Origin of the sequence: Streptomyces sp. NPDC091682 (assembly GCF_044756625.1) — a bacterium.
Lineage (GTDB): Bacteria > Actinomycetota > Actinomycetes > Streptomycetales > Streptomycetaceae > Streptomyces.
Window position 1 is genome coordinate 341,689 of the sequence record NZ_JBIVTH010000004.1, and the last position, 18,736, is coordinate 360,424.

Annotated in this window: 18 protein-coding genes and 1 pseudogene; 13 read left to right on the forward strand and 6 right to left on the reverse strand. The window is 73.7% G+C overall.

Translation table 11 applies throughout. The annotated features are described in order from the left end of the window. The first annotated feature begins 86 nt into the window (after positions 1-86). Complete coding sequence (locus tag ACIQK6_RS12220; RefSeq protein WP_402694745.1) at positions 87-1,022, forward strand: GNAT family N-acetyltransferase; 936 nt, start codon at positions 87-89, stop codon at positions 1,020-1,022. An 86-nt stretch (positions 1,023-1,108) separates the two neighbouring features. Then, positions 1,109-1,873, forward strand: coding sequence for a hypothetical protein (locus tag ACIQK6_RS12225; RefSeq protein ID WP_329100115.1), 765 nt, complete (start codon positions 1,109-1,111; stop codon positions 1,871-1,873). A 26-nt stretch (positions 1,874-1,899) separates the two neighbouring features. Here ACIQK6_RS12225 and ACIQK6_RS12230 read toward each other — a convergent pair whose 3' ends face one another. The 3 genes from ACIQK6_RS12230 to ACIQK6_RS12240 all read right to left on the reverse strand — a co-directional run bounded on the left by ACIQK6_RS12230 (position 1,900) and on the right by ACIQK6_RS12240 (position 4,652). Then, positions 1,900-2,310, reverse strand: coding sequence for a PPOX class F420-dependent oxidoreductase (locus ACIQK6_RS12230; RefSeq protein WP_402694746.1), 411 nt, complete (start codon positions 2,308-2,310; stop codon positions 1,900-1,902). Positions 2,311-2,401: 91 nt separating this feature from the next. Beyond that, positions 2,402-3,607: a DUF1266 domain-containing protein gene (locus ACIQK6_RS12235; RefSeq protein ID WP_329100113.1), complete on the reverse strand. Its 1,206-nt coding sequence runs from the start codon at positions 3,605-3,607 to the stop codon at positions 2,402-2,404. A gap of 67 nt (positions 3,608-3,674) precedes the next feature. Further along, positions 3,675-4,652, reverse strand: coding sequence for a TetR/AcrR family transcriptional regulator C-terminal domain-containing protein (locus tag ACIQK6_RS12240; RefSeq protein WP_329100112.1), 978 nt, complete (start codon positions 4,650-4,652; stop codon positions 3,675-3,677). Positions 4,653-4,818: 166 nt separating this feature from the next. On the opposite strand from ACIQK6_RS12240, the gene ACIQK6_RS12245 reads away from it, so the two are divergent. The 3 genes from ACIQK6_RS12245 to ACIQK6_RS12255 all read left to right on the forward strand — a co-directional run bounded on the left by ACIQK6_RS12245 (position 4,819) and on the right by ACIQK6_RS12255 (position 8,325). Beyond that, on the forward strand, positions 4,819-5,928 hold the full coding sequence (locus tag ACIQK6_RS12245) for an FAD-dependent monooxygenase (protein ID WP_402694747.1): 1,110 nt from the start codon (positions 4,819-4,821) through the stop codon (positions 5,926-5,928). Between the two features lie 135 nt (positions 5,929-6,063). After that, complete coding sequence (locus tag ACIQK6_RS12250; protein ID WP_329100110.1) at positions 6,064-7,959, forward strand: C1 family peptidase; 1,896 nt, start codon at positions 6,064-6,066, stop codon at positions 7,957-7,959. Between the two features lie 15 nt (positions 7,960-7,974). After that, positions 7,975-8,325, forward strand: a complete 351-nt coding sequence (locus tag ACIQK6_RS12255) for a hypothetical protein (protein ID WP_329100109.1) — start codon at positions 7,975-7,977, stop codon at positions 8,323-8,325. Here the strand turns inward: ACIQK6_RS12255 and ACIQK6_RS12260 are convergent. Beyond that, positions 8,309-9,490, reverse strand: a complete 1,182-nt coding sequence (locus ACIQK6_RS12260; protein WP_402694748.1) for a DUF418 domain-containing protein — start codon at positions 9,488-9,490, stop codon at positions 8,309-8,311. The two genes, ACIQK6_RS12255 and ACIQK6_RS12260, sit on opposite strands and share 17 nt — an antisense overlap. Before the next feature lie 193 nt (positions 9,491-9,683). Between ACIQK6_RS12260 and ACIQK6_RS12265 the strand changes: the two genes are divergently transcribed. Then, positions 9,684-10,334, forward strand: coding sequence for a GntR family transcriptional regulator (locus ACIQK6_RS12265; RefSeq protein WP_329100107.1), 651 nt, complete (start codon positions 9,684-9,686; stop codon positions 10,332-10,334). 47 nt (positions 10,335-10,381) lie between these two features. Further along, positions 10,382-11,725, forward strand: a complete 1,344-nt coding sequence (locus tag ACIQK6_RS12270) for a nitrate/nitrite transporter (RefSeq protein ID WP_402694784.1) — start codon at positions 10,382-10,384, stop codon at positions 11,723-11,725. Between the two features lie 46 nt (positions 11,726-11,771). Here ACIQK6_RS12270 and ACIQK6_RS12275 read toward each other — a convergent pair whose 3' ends face one another. Continuing rightward, entirely contained in the window at positions 11,772-12,602 is an 831-nt protein-coding gene (locus ACIQK6_RS12275; protein ID WP_329100106.1) for a maleylpyruvate isomerase family mycothiol-dependent enzyme, read from the reverse strand. Positions 12,603-12,751: 149 nt separating this feature from the next. On the opposite strand from ACIQK6_RS12275, the gene ACIQK6_RS12280 reads away from it, so the two are divergent. The 4 genes from ACIQK6_RS12280 (at position 12,752) to ACIQK6_RS12295 (ending at position 15,477) form a co-directional block, all read left to right on the forward strand. After that, positions 12,752-13,531 carry a carbon-nitrogen family hydrolase gene (locus ACIQK6_RS12280; RefSeq protein ID WP_329100105.1) on the forward strand — a complete coding sequence of 260 codons (780 nt, stop codon included), beginning with the start codon at positions 12,752-12,754 and terminating at the stop codon, positions 13,529-13,531. Between the two features lie 122 nt (positions 13,532-13,653). Beyond that, positions 13,654-13,965 (forward strand): hypothetical protein, encoded by a 312-nt coding sequence (locus tag ACIQK6_RS12285; RefSeq protein WP_329100104.1) that lies wholly within the window; start codon positions 13,654-13,656, stop codon positions 13,963-13,965. 143 nt (positions 13,966-14,108) lie between these two features. Beyond that, a complete protein-coding gene (locus tag ACIQK6_RS12290; protein ID WP_329100103.1) occupies positions 14,109-14,921 on the forward strand; it encodes a hypothetical protein in 813 nt (270 codons plus the stop codon). A gap of 28 nt (positions 14,922-14,949) precedes the next feature. After that, positions 14,950-15,477: a DUF4240 domain-containing protein gene (locus tag ACIQK6_RS12295; protein WP_329100102.1), complete on the forward strand. Its 528-nt coding sequence runs from the start codon at positions 14,950-14,952 to the stop codon at positions 15,475-15,477. A 66-nt stretch (positions 15,478-15,543) separates the two neighbouring features. On the opposite strand, the gene ACIQK6_RS12300 is transcribed toward ACIQK6_RS12295, so the two are convergent. Continuing rightward, entirely contained in the window at positions 15,544-16,149 is a 606-nt protein-coding gene (locus tag ACIQK6_RS12300; protein WP_329100101.1) for a TetR/AcrR family transcriptional regulator, read from the reverse strand. Between the two features lie 78 nt (positions 16,150-16,227). Between ACIQK6_RS12300 and abc-f the strand changes: the two are divergent. Then, positions 16,228-17,826 (forward strand): annotated as a pseudogene (abc-f, locus tag ACIQK6_RS12305) (ribosomal protection-like ABC-F family protein); the annotation flags it as partial. Then, entirely contained in the window at positions 17,823-18,707 is an 885-nt protein-coding gene (locus ACIQK6_RS12310; protein ID WP_329100100.1) for a virginiamycin B lyase, read from the forward strand. The pseudogene abc-f and the gene ACIQK6_RS12310, both read left to right, overlap by 4 nt. Positions 18,708-18,736 lie beyond the last annotated feature (29 nt).

The window sequence follows — 18,736 nt, forward strand, 5'->3', positions numbered from 1 at the left end:
CCATCGGCCGTGGCGGGCCCCCGGCGGGCCCCGGCCGCGGGGGAAACCCCCTGGTCGGGTGGTGAACCCCGTGTGATCATCGCCGGATGATCTTTCGTGCTGCCGCCGCGGACCCCGCGGACCTGGACCGTGCCGTCGCCCACCCGGCCGACGGCCCCGTGCCCGCCCTGACCGCCGAGCGGATCCGTGAGGAGCTCGCGGAGGACCAGATCCGGCCCGAATGGATCTGGCTGGCCGAGGACGAGGACGGGCGGATCCTCGCCCGGGCCCTGTGGTGGGGGCGCGCCGACAGCGAGCGGCCCGTCGCGCTCGACTGCCTCCAAGTGCGCAGGGACGTCCCCGACCCGGCCGAGGTCGCCGCCGGGCTGCTGGAAGCCGGGCACGCCGCCTTCGGCAAGCGGCCGGGCTACCACCTCTCGCTGCCCCGCGACTGGCGGGAGCAGCCGGAGCTCGCCGCGGCCGTCGCCTGGCGCCGGGAGGCCGCGACCGCGGCCGGGCTGACGCGCGAGATCGAGCGCCTGCGCTACGAGTGGACCCCGGACGCCGGCACCGCGGAGCCCACCGGCCGGCTCGTCTTCCGCGAGGGCACCGACGAGGAGGTGCTGGACGCCTTCGTCCGGCTCTCCCGCGACAGCCTCGACCTGGCCACCCGGCACGAACTGGAGCTGATGGACGCCGAGCAGCTGGCCCGCGAGGACCTCGAGTTCTACCTCGACTGCCCCGGCGAGCGCTCCTGGTGGCGCCTGGCCCACCTCCCGGACGGCCGCCTCGCGGGTCTGGCCATCCCCTCGGCGACCCCGTACCACCGCAACGTCGGCTACCTCGGCGTCGTACCGGAGCAGCGCGGCCAGGGGCTGATCGACGAGATCCTCGGCGAGATCACCCGCTTCCACGCCTCCGAAGGCGCCGGGCGCATCACCGCGACCACGGACACCGTCAACGTGCCGATGGCCGCCGCCTTCGACCGTGCCGGCTACGAGGTCACCGAGATCCGGCTCGTCCTGGAGGCACCGTCCGGGTGAAGCCTCCACGGCCGAAGTCTCCACGGCTCCCGTGAGCGCGGGCGGCCGCCCCGGGAGGTAACCTCCGCCCGGGGAAGGGGGCGCGGGTGTCCATCGCCGAATTGCAGGTGTACTCCGTCGAGGAGGCCGACGTCACGGGCGGGGTGTGCGTGGTCCGCTGCGTCGGCGGGGTGGCGCGGGCCGGACAGGTCTACGCCGTCGGGGAATCCAGGATCGGCCTGCGCCGCATCGAGCGTCACGGGCGGGCCGTCGGCTCCTTCGACGCCGGGCACGTCGCGAGGGTCCACCTCGCGGGCGCCATGGTCGCGCTGCTCACCCGGGGACAGGTGCTCACCTCGGTGCCGCCCGACGGGCACTCGCTGGAGGAGCTGGAAGCCTGGCTGGCCACCGGCCCGCCGCTGCGGGACGAACCGCACCCGCGGACCCTGCGCGTCCTGGCCGGGGTGCGGATGCGGGACGAGCGGCTGCCGGACGGGATCCGGCTGCGCTGGGGCCGGATCGCGCTGGCCGCCACCCATCGCTGCGCGCGGGCCGAGGGCGGGTCCGATCTGCTCCGGGCGCCCGAACTGGCCTCCGTGCAGGTCTACTTGATCCAGCAGTTCGGCCCGGACGAGGGCGGTGACCCGGCCGCCCTGTGCCGGGAACTGTTGGCGCTGATGGACCTGACCCCGGAGCAGGCCGCGGCGCAGGGCCGGGTCTGGCGGGACCTCCCCTACCACCGGATCCGGCACCTGCGCCGGATCAAGGGCCTGATCCCGTTGCTGGTGCTCGTGCGGCCCCACCTCGCGGAGGCCGACCCCTCGACGCAGGCGATCGACGCCTGGGCGGCGGTCCGGCCCGGCCTTCCCTGAGGGCTGCCGGGCCGATCCGACAGGACCTAGCGGGCCGCGTTGCCGAGGACCTTGGTCGGGGTGATGCGGACGACCACCCGGACGTTCTCGGCCGGGGCCTCGGCGTACTCCTTGCCGGCGCCCGGGCCCATGTACTCCTCGGCGATGCGCACGGCCACCGCCCGGCCGACGTCCTCGGTGACGGTGGCCGTGCCGCGGATCTCGGCGTAGAGGAAGGGATTGGCCAGGTCGAAGACGGTGATGCCGACCCGCCCGTCCCGGACGATGTTGCGCTCCTTGCGGCGGCCCTGCTCGGTGGAGACCAGCAGGTCGCCGCCGTCACGGGTCACCCAGATCACCGAACTCTGCGGGCTTCCGTCGGGGTTGATGGTCGACAGGACGGCGGGGTGCGGCGCGTCGAGCAGCCCCCGCACGGTCTCGTTCAGCTCAACAGTCATGGCGGCGAGGCTAGTCGGGGACCTCGTGGCCCGCCGCCGGTTTCCGGCCCCGGCCGCCGACTACCCGAGGTCGGACACCATCCGGACATGGCTAGTTCCAGGGGATGTTGAGCCAGGGGCTGGCCGGGTCGGTCGTCAGCGCGAGGTGGGCGGCGAGGGCGGTCGTGTACCAGGTGCCGAACTCCTCCTCGTCGAAGTGCAGGCACCGGCCGAGGACGTACCCGGCGGAGAACTCCGCCCACGAGCGGTACGCGTCGCGCGCCGCCTCCCCGGCGCGCAGTACGGCCTTCTCGGCCTCGGCGACGGTCCCGTAGCGGCAGCCGACGCCCCAGCGGGCCATCTGTGAGGCCCGGCCGATGTCCCAGCCCTCCACGGAGCGGACCCAGCCGTCTCCGGGGAGCAGGCCGTCGGCCCGGAAGCGCTGCTCGTAGCGGGTGATCCGGCCGATGAGGCGTTTGACGCCGGCTATCTCCCCCTCGATCTCGGCGACCGGCCGCGGCTGGGCGACGGTGACCCCGTCGGGGGTGAGTTGCGGCTCGGCGGCGCGTTCGGCGCTGCGGCGCAGGCTCGCCTCGGCGGCGTGCCGCCAGTGCTCGATGTCCACCGGCCCGGCGAAGTCGGAGGCGAGGGCCCGGCGAACGCGGAGCGCGTACTCCCAGACGGGGCTGACCATCCCGCGGTCCAACAGCGTCTCCAGGGTGAAGAGCCAGTCGGACCGGTCGGTGATGCTCCAGCTCTTCGCGACGCGGCGGCGTTCGTACTGGTAGCCGCTGCCGTGGTAGGCGAGGGAGTTCCAGAACTCACCGTTGGTGACGGCGAGATGACCGCCGACGGCGAGGCCGTGGGCGACGGGCCCGTGCAGCGGGCCGCCGGTGAACAGGGCGTGGACCTTGCCCTCGGGCAGGCCGTAGTGGGGGGCGGCCTCCGCATGGGCGCGCCAGCGGGCCAGGTCGGCGGGGGTGGTCGTGAGGTAGGCCTCGCTGGGGGAGCCCGGGTTGACGGCGAGGAAGGCGGGGTCGTCGGCGGCCCAGACCTTGGCGAACCAGCGCAGGCTGCGCGACTCGTAGACCGTCTCGGGGGTGGGGGCGGGCAGCATTCCGGCGGTGTGGACGACGAGCATCCGGTCCGGGGTGGCGTGGAAGAACACCGAGTCGGGGTGTGCGTCGGACCGCGCGCGGGACTGCGCCACGTACAGCGGCGAACGGGCCAGTACGTCGAAGTACGCGGCCCAGTCGCCGGAGGACTTGGCCCCGTACAGCTCTCTCTCGATGGCGCTCGGCGCGCTCCACGTCCCCATACGGCCCGACCCTATACGGGCTCCCTCGGGCCCCCCGCGGGGCGCGGGGGAGCCCGAGGGGGCGTCCTCAGCCCTCGACGACGGGGGTCAGGCCGTCCAGGAGGGCCCCCAGGCCGAGGTCGAAGAGCGCGTCCAGCCGCAGGTCGTAGCCGTCCTCGAAGGATCTGACCACCTTGGCGAAGGTCGGGAAGCGGCCGGAGTCCATCAGTTCCTGGAGGACGGGGGCGCGGCTGTCCATCCACTGGTCCTCCGACTGGCCGGTGGTCGCCTCGGCGTCGGCCTCCAACTCCAGGTGGACCGCCAGGCCGTGCACGTGGCTGTAGAGCAGGACGTGGATGTCGAAGAGGGTGGTCGGGTCGAGCCCGCGTCCGTCGAGGGCGCTCAGCATCCACTCGCCGTGGACCAGCAGGTTGGGCACCAGCAACGGGCGGGTGAGGGAGCCGACCCGGGCCAGCCACGGGTGTTTGCGGTACAGCTGCCACAAGGTCCGGCCGCCCGCCTCGATGCGCGCCCGCCAGTCCTCGGGGGCGCCGGCGTAGGCGTCGGCGGGGTGGGCCTCGCCGTACGCGGCGTCGGCCATGAGCAGGACCAGGTCCTCCTTGCTCGGCACGTACCGGTAGGTCGACATCGCCGCGACACCGAGCCGGGCCGCGACACCGCGCATGGAGAGCGCCGCGAGCCCTTCGGCATCGGCGATCTCGACGGCGGCGCGGACGATCCGTTCGAGGGTCAGCTCCGGCTCGGTGTCCGGGGCGGGCGAGGCGCGCCTGCGGGCCGCCGGTGCGGCGGGGGCGCCGGGGTCGGCGGATGCGCTCCCGGCGACGACCGTGCCGATCCGGGGGCGGGCCTCGACCAGGCCCTCCAGGCGCAGGGTGGTCAGCGCCTTGGTGGCGGTGGCGAGCGCGACGCCCCATTGTGCGGCGATCTGCCGGGTGGAGGGGACCCGGTCCCCGGGGGCGAGTTCCCCGTCCGCGATGCGCCGCCGGATCGCGGCGACGATGCGCAGGTAGGGCGGATCGCCGGCTGCTCCTGTGGTCTGCGTCACGTTCTTCCGCCTTTCTGTCCTGTACTAGTGCAGAGGGTAGCAGCGAGGATCTCTCTCGGAGCCGGTCTGAGCTAGTACAGGAGCGCCTTTACGCCTGTTGAGAGGCCTGTGTGTACGTCGTACATTCAGTGTGCGTACAGCGTACAAACCACCGAAGGAGCTTCTCGTGCGGACCGTACTCATCTCCGGCGGCGGCATCGCGGGTCCCGTCCTCGCCCACCTCCTGCACCGCCACGGCTTCGAGCCCACCGTCGTCGAACGTGCCCCGGGCGTGCGCGGCGGCGGGCAGGCCGTGGACATCCGCGGCGTCGCGCTCGACGTCGTGGAGCGCGTGGGGTTGCTCGAGGGGGCGAGCCGCGTCCGCACCCGGATGCGCGGCATGTCGATCCTCGGCCCCGACGGCAGCGAGGTCGGCCGCTCCACCGAGGCGACCTTCAGCAGCGGCCGGCTCGACAGCGAGGACATCGAGGTGCTGCGCGAGGACCTGGTGCGGATGGTTCACGAGCACACCCGCACGGACGTTGAGTACGTCTTCGGCGACACCATCACGGCTCTGCAGGAGGACGGGAGCGGAGTGCGGGTGGAGTTCGCGCACGCGGCGCCGCGCACCTTCGACCTCGTCGTCGGGGCCGACGGCCTGCACTCCACCGTACGGCGCCTGGCCTTCGGCCCCGAAGAGGACTACGCCCACCACCTGGGCAGCTACCTCTCGGTGTTCGGCGCGGACAACTTCCTCGGCCTGGAGGACTGGCAGATGTGGCTGCGGGACGGGGACATGGGCTTCGGCATCATGCCCGTGCGGGACAACACCGAACTGCGCATCGCCTTCGGCTTCGAGTCCGCCCCCCTCGCCCCGGAACTGCGCACCGTCGAGGCCCTGCGGCGGACGGTCGTCGACCGGCTGGAGACCGTACGGTGGGAAGGGGCCCGCCTGGCCGAGGCCGCCCGCAAGACGCCCGACTTCTACTGCGACGCCATGGCCCAGATCCGCATGGACCGGTGGTCGCGGGGCCGTATCGCCCTGCTCGGGGACGCCAGCTACTGCCCCTCCCCCCTCTCGGGGCAGGGCACCAGCCTGGCCCTGGTGGGCGCCCACGTGCTCGCCGACTCCCTCGCCCAGACGCCCGGCGACCACTTCGCCGCGTACGCCCGCTACGAGGAGCGGATGCGGCCCTTCGTCGACCTCAACCAGGCGCTGGCGACGGAGAACCCGGGCGGACCCGCGTCCGAGGAATCGGTGGAGCGCGCCAAGAACGCGATCTCCTTGGACGGTTGAACCCCGGTAGCGCCCCCGCGGCACGGCACGCCCCCTCGTGCCCCCGCGCGACCGTGCGGACCCCCTTGACGCCCCCGGGCGCCGGGGAGACGCTCCCGGGTCTTGGATCCGAACGGTTGCAGCTGGGGGGCCGCTATGCCGGAGGAGTCTGTCCAGTCGGTGGGCGAGCTGCGTGCGCAGCTCGCCCGGCAGGGGGCGCGCTGGTCGGTCCTGGAGCACCTCGCCGACGAGGAGCCCGTGCCGCGGCCTTCGCTCGGTCTGGAGCCCGGGGCGAACCTGACCACTGCCGAAGACGCGGGGGTGATCGACCTCCCGGGGACGATCGGCCGCGCGAGCGGCAATCCGCACCTGACCCGGCGCCGCGCCGCCCACGGGCTGCTGCCCGGGGTCCGGGGGGCGGCCGCTGCGGCCCGGCCCACCGCCGTGGACTGGCGCAGCCGCTGGGGCTGGCCGTGGATCACCAAGGTGAAGGACCAGAACCCGTGCGGTTCCTGCTGGGCCTTCGGCGCCACCGGCTTGGTGGAGTCCATGGCCCGGATCGAGCACGACGTGTGGGCGGAGCGCTCGGAGGGGGACGTCCACGACGGCCTGCGCTTCAGCTGCGGCCAGGGCAGCAATCCGGAGACCGCCCTCGACTGGATCAAGGCGAACGGCGGACTCGCGGACCCGGACTGCTGGCCGTACAGCACCCCGCCCGCGGGGCTCCCGGCCGCCCGCCGCGACGCCTGGCGCGCCGAGTACACGCCCAGCTGGGACCGGTCCGGCCGGACCGTCCGGATCACCGACTACGTCCGGCTCGGCGACGTGGAGCAGCAGAAGGTCTGGCTGGACACGGTCGGCCCGCTGACGGCCTGCTTCGACGTGTACGACGACTTCTTCGGCCTCGGCTCCGGCGTGTACCACCGTACGAGCGACCATCTCGCGGGCGGCCACTGCGTGTTGATCGTCGGATACGACGACGCGGCCGGCTGCTGGCTGTTCAAGAACTCCTGGGGGACGGGCTACCACGTCGGCGGCTACGGCCGGATCGCCTACGGCGAGGTCAACATCGACTACTGGGCCAAGTGCGGCCTGCGCGGCACCAACCCCGACCCGTGGACCAAGCGCCGCCTGCACACCGGCAACGTCTACGAGAGCGGCAACGGCCGCGCCCACCGCAACTTCGAGCTGCTCGCCACCGCCCCCGGAGACCGCCTCCAGCACTGGTGGCGCGAGGGCGATTCCCCGTTCGCCTGGGCCCGTGCGGGGACCTTCGCCGCCGACGCCTCCGGCCAGCCCGCTTTCACCGGCACCACCTACAACCGCAACATGGAGTCCCTGCACGTGACCACCGGCGGCCGGCTGCGCCACTGGTACTACGAGCAGTCCGGCGGGGCCTGGCGCGACGGCGGCCTCTTCGGGCCGGGCGACGCGGCCGTCGGGTCGACCCCGGCGTTCATCCAGAGCGACTACGGCAAGCCGGGCAACTTCGAGGTCGTCGTACGGACCGCCGACGGCCGCCTCAACCACTGGTGGCGGATCAACGGCGCCCCCTGGACCTGGAACGACGGCGGCCGGTTCGCCTCCGGCATCGCCCACTACGGGCCCGCCCTCGTCCAGACCCGCGGCCGCCACCTCGACCTCGTCGCCACCCGCACCGACGGCCGCATGCAGCTGTGGTGGCGCGACGATCCGAACGGCTTCACCTGGCGGGCGGGGGAGGTCTTCGGCAGTGCCGCGGCGGCCGTCTCCGCGCCCTGCCTGATCGAGGGGCAGTTCGGGGCCGCGGACGAGGACACCGCCGGGAACTACGAGTTGTGCGTGGCCGTCGCCGACGGCCGCGTGGAGCACTGGTGGCGCGGCAACGCGGGCGGCTCGCCCTGGCGGCGCAGCGCGGTCTTCGGGCACGACGTGGTCTCCGTCACCGGGATGCTCCAGGGCAGTTTCGGGTTCAACCTGGAAGTGGTCGTCCTGCGCACCGACCGCCGCCTCCAGCACTACTGGCGCGACGGCGCGGGCTGGCACGAGGGGTCGGTGATCGGCCCCGTCTGAGAGGAACGGGCGGGCGTGGAGGTACGGAGCATCGTGCTGGGCCCGGACGAGCCGTACGAGCTGCGGCTCACCGGGCGTGGCGCGCGCGGGTACGTGTGGACCTGGCAGGTCACCGGGGACGCGGACGCGGTGACGGTGGCGGAGGCCCCCGGGTCCGGGGTCGGCGGGTCCGGGGTCGGGGCCGCCGGGGCGGCCCCGCTGCCGGGGGCCCCGGTGGAGCGGACCTACGTGGTCCGGGCCCGGCCCCCGGGCGGGGGTCGGGCCCGGATCCGTTTCGCGCAGGTCCGGCCGCCCTACCCGGACGAGGCGCCCTACGACGAGTTCGTCCTGGACGTGGAGGTGGCGGCGGTCACCGGCGGCTCTTGAGGACCGTGCGCTGCACGGCCTCCAGCGGGCCGTGGTCGAAGCGGCGCAGCCACAGCCGTGATCCGGCGGCCAGGACCAGGCTCACGCCGGCCCACAGGCCCATCACCCACCAGGGGCCGGTGCCGCCGAGCCGTTCGGCGAGGCCCAGCCCGATGCCGTAGCAGAGCAGCATGCAGAGCAGGTTCTGGGCGACGTAGCAGGACAGGGCGGTGCGGCCGACGGAGCCGAGGGAACGGCTCACCGGGGCCGGGATCCACCGCCGGTCGAGGGCGGTGCCGATCAGGCCGATGTAGCCGAGGGCGAGCAGGGGCGCGGCGCCGTAGCGGCCCAGGAGGTAGAAGTCGCCGCCGCCGAGGGTGGTCGCGGCGTTCAGCGGCAGCCCGAGGCCCAGGCCCCAGGTGGCAAGCCGGCCGCGGATGCGGCGGCCTTCGTCGGTGGCGGTGAAGGTGCCGGCGCGGTGCAGCCGCACGCCGAGGAGGAAGAGGAACACGAGCAGCCCGAAGGAGAAGACCGGCTCGATGCGCAGCGCGAGGAAGTGTTCCAGGCGCAAGGCGATCTGGTCCGGATAGCTTCCGTGGGCGTACAGCTCGACGGCGGCCGGGTCCGGGCTCTTGGGGGCGCCGGGCGGCCGGCTCAGTGCGTCGAGGGTCGCCAGGGACACCAGAGCCAGGTGCAGCCCGCCGGCCGTCCACATGGCCACCTTGCGCACCTTCTCGGAGCGGGCCAGCAACCAGGCGACGAGCAGGGCGGTCACCGCGTACCCCATGAGCACGTCCCAGGCGAAGACGAGCACGAAGTGGACGGTGCCCTCGACGAAGAGGAAGGCGGCGCGGCGCGGGTAGCACCCGGGCCAGGGGTCGCCGCGGCGGGCGGCGGAGTCGAACTGGATGGCCAGGCCCACCCCGAACAGGACCGTCAGCAGGGCCAGGAACTTGCCGTCCGCGAGGAAGCGGAAGACGCTCTCGGCGAGGTGGGCGGCGGAGGGGTCGGCGATCGGGTCGGGCAGCTTCAGACCGCCCTGGAGCACCCCCCACTCCGAGCCGGGCGAGGTGAAGATCCAGACGTTGGTCATGAGCGTGCCGAGGATCGCGGCGCCGCGCAGGACGTCCAGGAGCGGGAGCCGGGCGGTCTTCTGTGCCGCCGGGGCGAGCAGGGTTTCGGCCATGACTTCAGCGTCCCGGCGCGCGGGGCCCCGTACGTCCTGCGGGCGGACGAAGGCGCGCTACATCCTTCGATGCAGCGGGAGACCCGCGGACCAGACCCGGGGTCCGGGAGCCCGTTCGGGGTCCCCGCCCGGGGCCGGGTCCACATTTTGGACCGGGCCGGGCTTGCACCCCTGTTGTATCTATCCTGTGCGCATGCCCGCCCCCGCCACTGCCGTGACCGCCGCCGACCGCGTCTACCAGCACGTCAAGCACGGGGTGCTCGACCGCCGCTACGAAGGCGGCACCCTGCTGACCGAGGGCGAACTGGCCGCCGCCGTGGGGGTGTCCCGTACGCCCGTCCGCGAGGCGCTGCTGCGACTGGAGACCGAGGGACTGCTGAAGCTGTACCCGAAGAAGGGCGCCCTGGTCCTCCAGGTCTCCGCGCAGGAGATCACCGACGTCCTCGAAACCAGGCTGCTGGTCGAGGAATTCACCGTACGCAGGGCCGTGCCGGCCCCACCGGGCCTGCTGGACCGGCTCGCCGCCCTGCTCGACGAACAGCGCCGGCACGCCGACGCGGGCGACCTCGCGGCGATGATGGCCGCCGACCGCGGCTTCCACGCCGAGATCGTGCGCAGCGCCGGGAACCAGATCCTGTGCCGGCTCTACGACCAACTCCGCGACCGGCAGCTGCGGATGGGCGTGGCCCTGCTGCACGCCCACCCCGAACGGCTGGACCGCACCCTCGCCGAGCACGCGGAGATCCTGGCCGCGCTGCGGGCCGGGGACGCGGACACGGCGGCCGCGACGGTCCGCGGGCACATCGGCCGGGTCGAGGCCCTGGTGCGGGGGTCGGGCCGGTGAACGGGCCGGTGAACGGGCCGGTGAACGCCTCCCCCGCCAGGGCCGACATGCCCGCCGACCCGCCGGGCGGCCGGAAGGCCGTCGCCGTGTGGGGCATCGGCGTCGCCGTCTACTTCGTGGCGGTGATCTTCCGTACCAGCCTGGGCGTGGCCGGCCTGGACGCCGCCGACCGCTTCCACGTGGGCGCCTCGGCGCTGGCCACCTTCTCCCTCCTCCAGCTGCTGGTCTACGCGGGCATGCAGATACCGGTGGGCCTGATGGTCGACCGGCTCGGCACCAAGAAGGTGCTGACCCTGGGCGCGGTGCTCTTCACCGCCGGCCAGCTCGGCTTCGCGCTGTCGCCCTCCTACGGGATGGCGCTCGCCGCGCGGGCGCTGCTGGGCTGCGGCGACGCGATGACCTTCATATCGGTGCTGCGGCTGGGCACCCGCTGGTTCCCGGCCCGGCGCGGGCCGCTGATGGCTCAGCTGGCCGGGCTGGTCGGCATGGCGGGCAACCTCGTCTCCACCCTCGTCCTCGCCCCTGTCCTGCACGGGGTCGGCTGGACCGCCGCCTTCGCGGGCAGCGCCGCGGCGGGTCTGGTGGTCCTGGTGCCGCTGGTGCTGCTGCGGGACCACCCGGAGGGATACGGGCCCGCACCGCGCGCCGCCGGGGCTCCGGGGGTTCCGGGGGCTCCGGGGGGCTTCGTGCGCCGCCAGATCCGGGAGTCCTGGGCCGAACCCGGCACCCGGCTCGGCCTGTGGGTGCACTTCACCACGCAGTTCCCCGCGATGGTCTTCCTGCTGCTGTGGGGCATGCCCTTCCTGGTCGAGGCGCAGGGGCTGCCGCGGACCACCGCGGGCGGGCTGCTGACGCTGGTCGTCGCCTCGAACATGGTGCTCGGCCTCGTCTACGGCCAGCTCGTCGGCCGCCGCCAGTCCGCGCGGATCCCGCTCGCCCTGGGCACGGTCGGCCTCACCGCCCTGTTGTGGGCGTCGGTCCTCGCCTTCCCGGGCGGGCGCGCGCCGATGTGGCTGCTGGTCACCCTGTGCCTGGTCCTGGGCGGGTGCGGGCCGGCGTCGATGATCGGCTTCGACTTCGCCCGCCCGGCCAATCCGGCGGAGCGCCAGGGCACCGCCTCCGGCATCACGAACATGGGCGGCTTCATCGCGTCCATGACCACCCTGCTGACGGTCGGCATCCTGTTGGACGCCACCGGCGACAACTACCGCGTCGCCTTCTGCACGGTCTTCGTCCTCCAAGCGCTGGGAGTGATCAGCATCTTGCGCCTGCGGCCCCTGGCCCTGTCCCGTGAGGCCGCCCGGGGCCGCGTCACCGTCCCCGTCCCCGCGCCGGAGCCGGCGTCCGGTGCGTGTCCCCTCCCGGAAACAGCAGGGCGCGAGGCGCCGTAGGTCCGCCGCGCGGCCCCTCTTGGGCCACCCGGCTGCACCCGGTCGCCTACGGGGTCACGGAGAACTGCGTGAGGATGGCGTTTGCCAGTTCCACGTCGCCCTCCACCTTCACCCGGTCCGCCACGGTGTGCGCCCGGACCCGGCCCGCCGCCAGGCGGACGTACGTCTCCCAGTCCAGCGTCAGGGTCACCGCCGGGCCCAGCGACGGCGACTTGTCCACCGTGCCGCGGCCCTCCGCGTCCACCCGTACCGTCCGCATGAATTCCAGCTGGCCGTGGACGTCGATGACCACGGCCGAGTTCGCCGGCGCGCCGGCCCGCTTGGCCACCACCTTCGGCAGCCCGGCCAGCAGGAGGTCCCGCGCCACGTACGCGCCCGGCGAATCCCAGTTCCCCGGGGTCCCCAGCGCCGCCCGCAGGTCCTGCTCGTGGATCCACACGTCGAAGGCCCGCAGCCGCAGCGCCTGCTCCAGCGTCACCTGGTCACCGAGCGGCCCGCGGACCATCGTGGCCGGATCCCGCTTCTCGTTCCGCAGCTGCCGGGAGCGCCGGATCACCGTGTACTCCAGCTCCGAGGTCATTTCCGGCGCGGTGTGGTGGCGCCGCACGTCGACCTGCACCTCCATGTACCGGCTGAACTCGTCCACCACGTGCCGCAGGTCCCGTGCCACGGTGTGGATCGGCCGGGGGTCCCCGAGCTGCTCGCACTCGATGCCGATGATGTGCGACACGACATCACGGACCGACCAGCCGGGACACGGCGTCGCCCGGTTCCACTCGCCCTCCGTCAGGGGGAGGACCAACTCGGATATCGCCTCGATGGAGTGTGTCCACGCGTCGGCATAGGGCTGGAGGGCGGGATGCGGCTGGACGGTCAACGGGACCCCTCGCGGTGCTGTTCAATGGCGCGTTTCGGAAGCGGTGGACTCAGTTTCCAAAACTACGCTGCCGGTGAGCACCCCGGCAGTGCTTTCGTGTGACGATCGTAGGCCCGAGTTGACGGCTTGAACGCCAGGACGGTGGTAGTGTGCGCGCCTCGCTGATCCAAATCGCAGTGAACGAGGGCGAGTCGGTGTCTTCCCGACGCGTCCGCATGGCCGAACTCGTACGGGAGCAGGCGGGCTCCGATCTCGTCGTCCTGCCGGAGCTGTGGCCGGTCGGCGCGTTCGCCTACGAGCAGTTCGAGACCGAGGCCGAACCGCTGGACGGCCCGACCTACGAGGCCATGTCGAAGGCGGCGCGCGACGCCGGCGTCTGGCTGCACGCGGGTTCGGTCGTGGAGCGCGCCGGCGACGGCTCCCTCTACAACACCGCCCTCGTCCTCTCCCCGACGGGCGAGCTCGCCGCCACCTACCGGAAGATCCACCGCTTCGGCTTCGACCAGGGCGAGGCGGTGCTGATGTCGGCCGGGGACTCCCTGACCACGGTGACCCTGCCGGAGCAGACCCTCGGCATCGCCACCTGCTACGACCTGCGCTTCCCGGAGCTGTTCCGCGGCCTGGTCGACGCCGGGGCCACCACGATGGTCGTCGCGGCGGGCTGGCCCGCCCGCCGCCGCTCGCACTGGACCCTGCTGGCCCGGGCGCGCGCCGTGGAGGACCAGTGCTACGTCCTGGCGTGCGGGCTGGCCGGCACCCACGCGGGCGTGGAGCAGGCCGGGCACAGCCTGGTGGTCGACCCGTGGGGCGAGGTGCTGGCCGAGGCGGGTCCCGGCGAGGAGGTCCTCACCGTGGACCTGGACCCGGCCAAGGTCCCCGACACCCGCTCCCAGTTCCCGGCCCTGAAGGACCGCCGCCTGGGCCGCTGACGGGCCCGGGGGATTCCCGGGAATCCCGCGGACCCCGGCCGGCTTGGCGCCGGGGTCCGCGGGCAGACGAGGGGGACGGGCGGCGCCGGCCGCCGGGTCGACGAGGAGGAGGCGGGTACACCGTGACGGACGACGCAGAGGCCGTGCTGGAGGCCGCCCTGGAACCGCACGAGCCCACCATCGCGGAGATCACCGCCCGGGAGCGCGTCCGGGACCGGGCCACCGGCCTGGCCCACCACGAGGCGCATGCCGCCCTCGAGACCGTGCTGGCGACCGTCGGCGACCTGGAGCGCGCCGACGCCGCCGCCCGCGCCGAGGCCGCCGAGTGGCAGCGCATCAGCGACCTCCTGTTCGACCACGGAGGCCCGTACGCACCGGACACCGACGCCTACGTCCAGGGTCAGCTCGCGGCCCGGAAGCACCATCGGGACTGACCGCGTCCCCCCGTCCCCCCGCTCCTTCGAGGAACGCGTGCCGGCCGCCTCGTCCTCGATCCAGCTGTCGTCCCCGAGGGTCGGCATTTTGTCCCGTACGAGGTGTTTCATGCGCTGATCGGGGCCCGCGATAGGTTGCCCCCATGCCCCTGCTCTACGTGACCGACCTGGCGTACCCCGCACGCGGCCGCCGCTACTGCGACGAGGACATATTCCTCACGTCCCGGCTGCGCGCCGCGTTCGACCTGGCCCTGTGCCATCCCGCGGACGCGGAAGCCATGCTGCCGCTCGGCTTCGACGCGGTGATCGTCCGCAACAGCGGCCCGGTCCTGCACTACCAGGAGGCCTACGACTCCTTCCGCGCGGCAGCCCTCGCCGCCGGGACCCGCGTCTACAACCCGCTCACCGGCCGCGCCGACATGGCGGGCAAGCAGTACCTCCTCGACCTGACGGCCGCCGGCTACCCGGTGATCCCGACGGTCGACGACCCCGCCCGGCTGGCGGAACTGCCGCAGGTGCCGCAGTACGCGGTCAAGCCGAAGCAGGGCGCCGACTCCATCGGCCTCACCTTCACCGCGACACCGAACGGGCCGGCCGGGGCCGTGCTGATCCAGCCGCGCATCGACTTCACGTACGAGGTGTCCTTCTACTTCGTCGACGACGCCTTCCAGTACGCGCTGTACGCCCCCGATCCGGCCCGCCGCTGGGAGCTGGAGCTCTACGCCCCGACCGGGGCGGACCTGGCCTTCGCCCGTTCCTTCGTCGACTGGAACACCCTCGACCACGGCATCCAGCGCGTCGACGCCTGCCGTGCGCCGTCCGGCGAACTGCTCCTCGTCGAACTGGAGGACCTGAACCCGTACTTGTCCCTCGACCTCGTCCCGGCGCCGGTGCAGGACGCCTTCGTCGGCGCGCTCACAAGATCCCTCCACACCTTCCTCAGCACCACCGCCTGATGTCAGACCCGGCTGCCAGGCTTTCCGCATGGACAAGCAGACGTTCTGGAAGCTGATCGAGACGGCCCGTGCCGACGCGGAACCCGAGGAGGTGGCCTCGCGCGCGGCGCAGCTCCTCGCGGACCGGGCGGCGACGGAGATAGCCGCGTCCCAGCAGGTGCTGTGGGACCTGCTGGCGGAGTCCTACCGGGCGCCGCTCTGGGCCGCGGCCTACGTGATCAACGGGGGCTGCTCGGACGACGGCTTCGACTACTTCCGCGGCTGGCTCCTCACCCAGGGCCGGGAGGTCTTCGAGACGGCCCTGGCCGACCCCGACTCCCTCGCCGCGCACCCCGCGGTCCGCGAGGCCGCGGAGCACGGCCTGGAACTGTGGGACGAGGAGGCCCTGTCGATCGCCTGGACCGCCTATGAGGCCGGCACCGGCCGCGAACTGCCCGCGGACTCCTTCACGATCAGCTACCCGGCCCTGGACCCGTCCTGGGACTTCGACTTCGACGACACCGACGAGATATCGGCCCGACTTCCCCGGCTGAGCGCCCTCTTCGACTACGCGTAGCGGTACGGGGGGCGACCGGCGCCCCGCCCCCCCGCGACCCGCTCCCCGGCCGCCGCCCGCCGCCGGCTACGGCCCGGTGAAGGCGCCGGCCCGGGCCGCCAGTGCCGCGGTGCGGGCCGCGGCGGCGGGGAGGTGCGGGTCCGGGGCCGTGCCCAGCAGGACCAGCTCGTGGTACATCGGCGCGGTCGCCGCGACCAGTAGCTCCCGGGCGCGGGTGCCCGGCGAGAGCTCGCCCCGCTCCTCGGCGCGTGCCGCGACCACCGCGCAGCGCGCGTACCGGTGCTCCCAGAAGGCCCGCAGGGCCCGCGCGGCCTGCGCCGAGCGGAACGACGCGGCGATCAGTGCCGTGGTCAGCGGGGGATCGGCCGCGACCCCCGCCAGGATCTCCTCGTTCAGCGCCGTCAGGTCGCCCTCCAACGTTCCGGTGTCCGCCGGCTCCCAGCCGTCGTCGGCCGCCGTGTCCAGGAGGTCGGCCAGCAATCCCCCGACGTCCCGCCAGCGGCGGTAGACGGTGGTGCGGTGGACGCCGGCCCGCTCGGCCACGGCGTCGACGGTGAGCGAGTCGTACCCGTGCTCGACCAGTTGTGCCCCGGTGGCCTCCAAGACCTGGGTGCGGATCCGGGCGCTGCGGCCCCCGGGACGTGAACCGCTTGCGGGTGTGGTGGATGACATGCCATGATTTTAACGCAACAGTTGTCGCTTTAGGGAGTCCTCACGCACCCCACGACCGGAACCACCCGGCCCACCCGCCTCACCCAGCTCACCCTCCGCACCGTCACCAAGTCCTACGACGGCCGCCCCGTCCTCGACGCCGTCACCTGCTCCCTCGTACCCGGCGAACGCACCGGGATCATCGGCGAGAACGGCTCGGGCAAGTCCACCCTGCTCCGCCTCTTAGCCGGCCTGGAAACCCCCGACCAGGGCACCGTCACCGTCCGCGCCGCCGGCGGCATCGGCCACCTGGCCCAGGAGGAACACCTCCCCGACCACCTCACCGTCCAGGACGTCATCGACCGCGGCCTCACGGACCTGCGCACCGTCGAAGCCCGGATGCGCGCACTGGAACGGGCCATGACCGAAGGCGACGAGAGCGGCCTGCCGGAGTACGGCGACCTCCTCACCGTCTTCGAACTGCGCGGCGGGTACGACGCCGACGCCCGCCTGGAACGCGCCCTGCACGGCCTGGGCCTGGTCGCACTGGACCGCGACCGCCGCGTCGGCGGCCTCTCCGGCGGCGAGCAGGTGCGACTGCGCCTGGCCGCCCTGCTGGCGGCCTCCCCCGAGGTCCTGCTGCTCGACGAACCCACCAACCACCTCGACGACACGGCCCTGACCTGGCTCGAAGAGCACCTGCGCGGCCGGGCCGGCACCACCGTCGCCGTCTCCCACGACCGGACCTTCCTGGACCGCGTGACCACCACCCTCGTCGAGGTCGACGCCGACACCCACGCGCTCACCCGCTACGGCGGCGGCTACGCCGGCTACCTCGCGGAGAAGGCCGCCGAACGCGCCCGCCGCGCCCAGGCCCACGAGGAGTGGCGCGCCGAGACCGCGCGGCTGCGCGAGACCGCCGCCACCACCGCACGGCGCGTGGCACCGGGCAGGGCGATGAAGGACGGCAACAAGATGGCGTACGACCGGGCCGCCGGACGCGTCCAGCAGTCCCTGGCCGGCCGGGTCCGCAACGCACAGGAACGGCTGCGCCGGCTGCTGGCCGAGCCGGTCCCGGCTCCCACGGCACCGCTGCGGTTCACCGCCGTGCCGCGGACGGCCCAGAACGTGTCCGGCCCGGTGCTCGACGCCCGGGGCATCGCCGTCCACGGCCGCCTGCACCCGCTCGACCTCGCCCTCGCGACGGGCGACCGGCTCCTGGTCACCGGACCGAACGGGGCCGGCAAGAGCACCCTGCTGCGCCTCCTCGCCGGTGCGCTGGCCCCCGACAGCGGCCTGATCACCCGCCGGGGCCGCACCGGCTACCTGCCGCAGCAGCCCGATCCGGGCCCGGCGCACCGCACCGCCCGCGAGGCCTTCGGCCCCGAGGGCACCGAACGGCTGCTCTCCTCGGGCCTGTTCGCGGCCGACCGGCTCGACACCCCCGTCGGGAAGCTCTCCACCGGGCAGCGCCAACGGCTCGCGCTGGCCCGCCTGGTGGCGGAGCCGGCCGACGTACTGCTGCTCGACGAGCCGACGAACCACCTGTCGCTCGCGCTGGCCGAGGACCTGGAATCCGCCCTCGACCACTACCCGGGAGCCCTGGTGGTCGTCAGCCACGACCGGCGGCTGCTCGACCGCTGGCGCGGCGCCCGCCTCGACCTCACCGCCCCCGCACCCCTGCAAGGAGCCCTGTGACGAACACCCCCACCACGATCCCCGTGGCCGCCCCCGGCGAGGGGCCCTACGGGCTGGCCGCCGGACCCGACGGCGCCCTGTGGACCACCCTGGTCCACGCGGGCGCCCTCGCCCGGATCACCACCGCCGGCGAGGTCACCCGGTACGACACGGGAGCCGCCGGGTGCGGGCCCTCCGTCATCACCGCGGGCCCCGACGGCGCGCTGTGGTTCACCCGCGCCCGCGACCACCGCATCGGCCGCGTCACCGTGTCGGGCGAGTTCCGCGCGTACGACCTGCCCACCCCCGGCAGCGGCCCGTTCGGCATCGCGGCGGGCCCCGACGGCGCGCTCTGGTACACCGCCCTGCACACCGACCGCATCGGCCGCATCACCACGTCCGGCGAGGTCACCGAGTACCCGCTGCCGGTGCGGGAGGCCTTCGCCTCCTTCATCACGCCCGGCCCGGACGGGGCGCTCTGGTTCACCCTCAACCGGGCGAACGCCGTCGGCCGCGTCACCACCGACGGCCGGATCACCCTCCACCCGCTGCCCACCCCGGGCGCCGGACCCGTCGGCATCACGGCGGGCGCCGACGGCGCGCTGTGGTGCGTGGAGATCGGCGCCGGGCAGATCGCCCGGATCACCACCGCGGGCGAAGTGACCGAGTACCCGCTGCCCGATCCAGGCTGCCGCCCGCACGCCATCACGGCCGGCCCGGACGGCCGGTGCTGGTTCACCGAGTGGGGCACGAACCGGGTCGGCGCGATCGGCCCCGACGGCCGGATCGAGGAACACGCCCTGCCGGCACCCGGAGCGGAGCCGCACGGCCTCGCCTTCGGACCGGACGGCCTCCTGTACGTGGCCCTGGAGACGGGCCAGGTGACCCGACTGACCCCCTGAGGGCTGTCCACGGGATCCGGCGCTCCTCC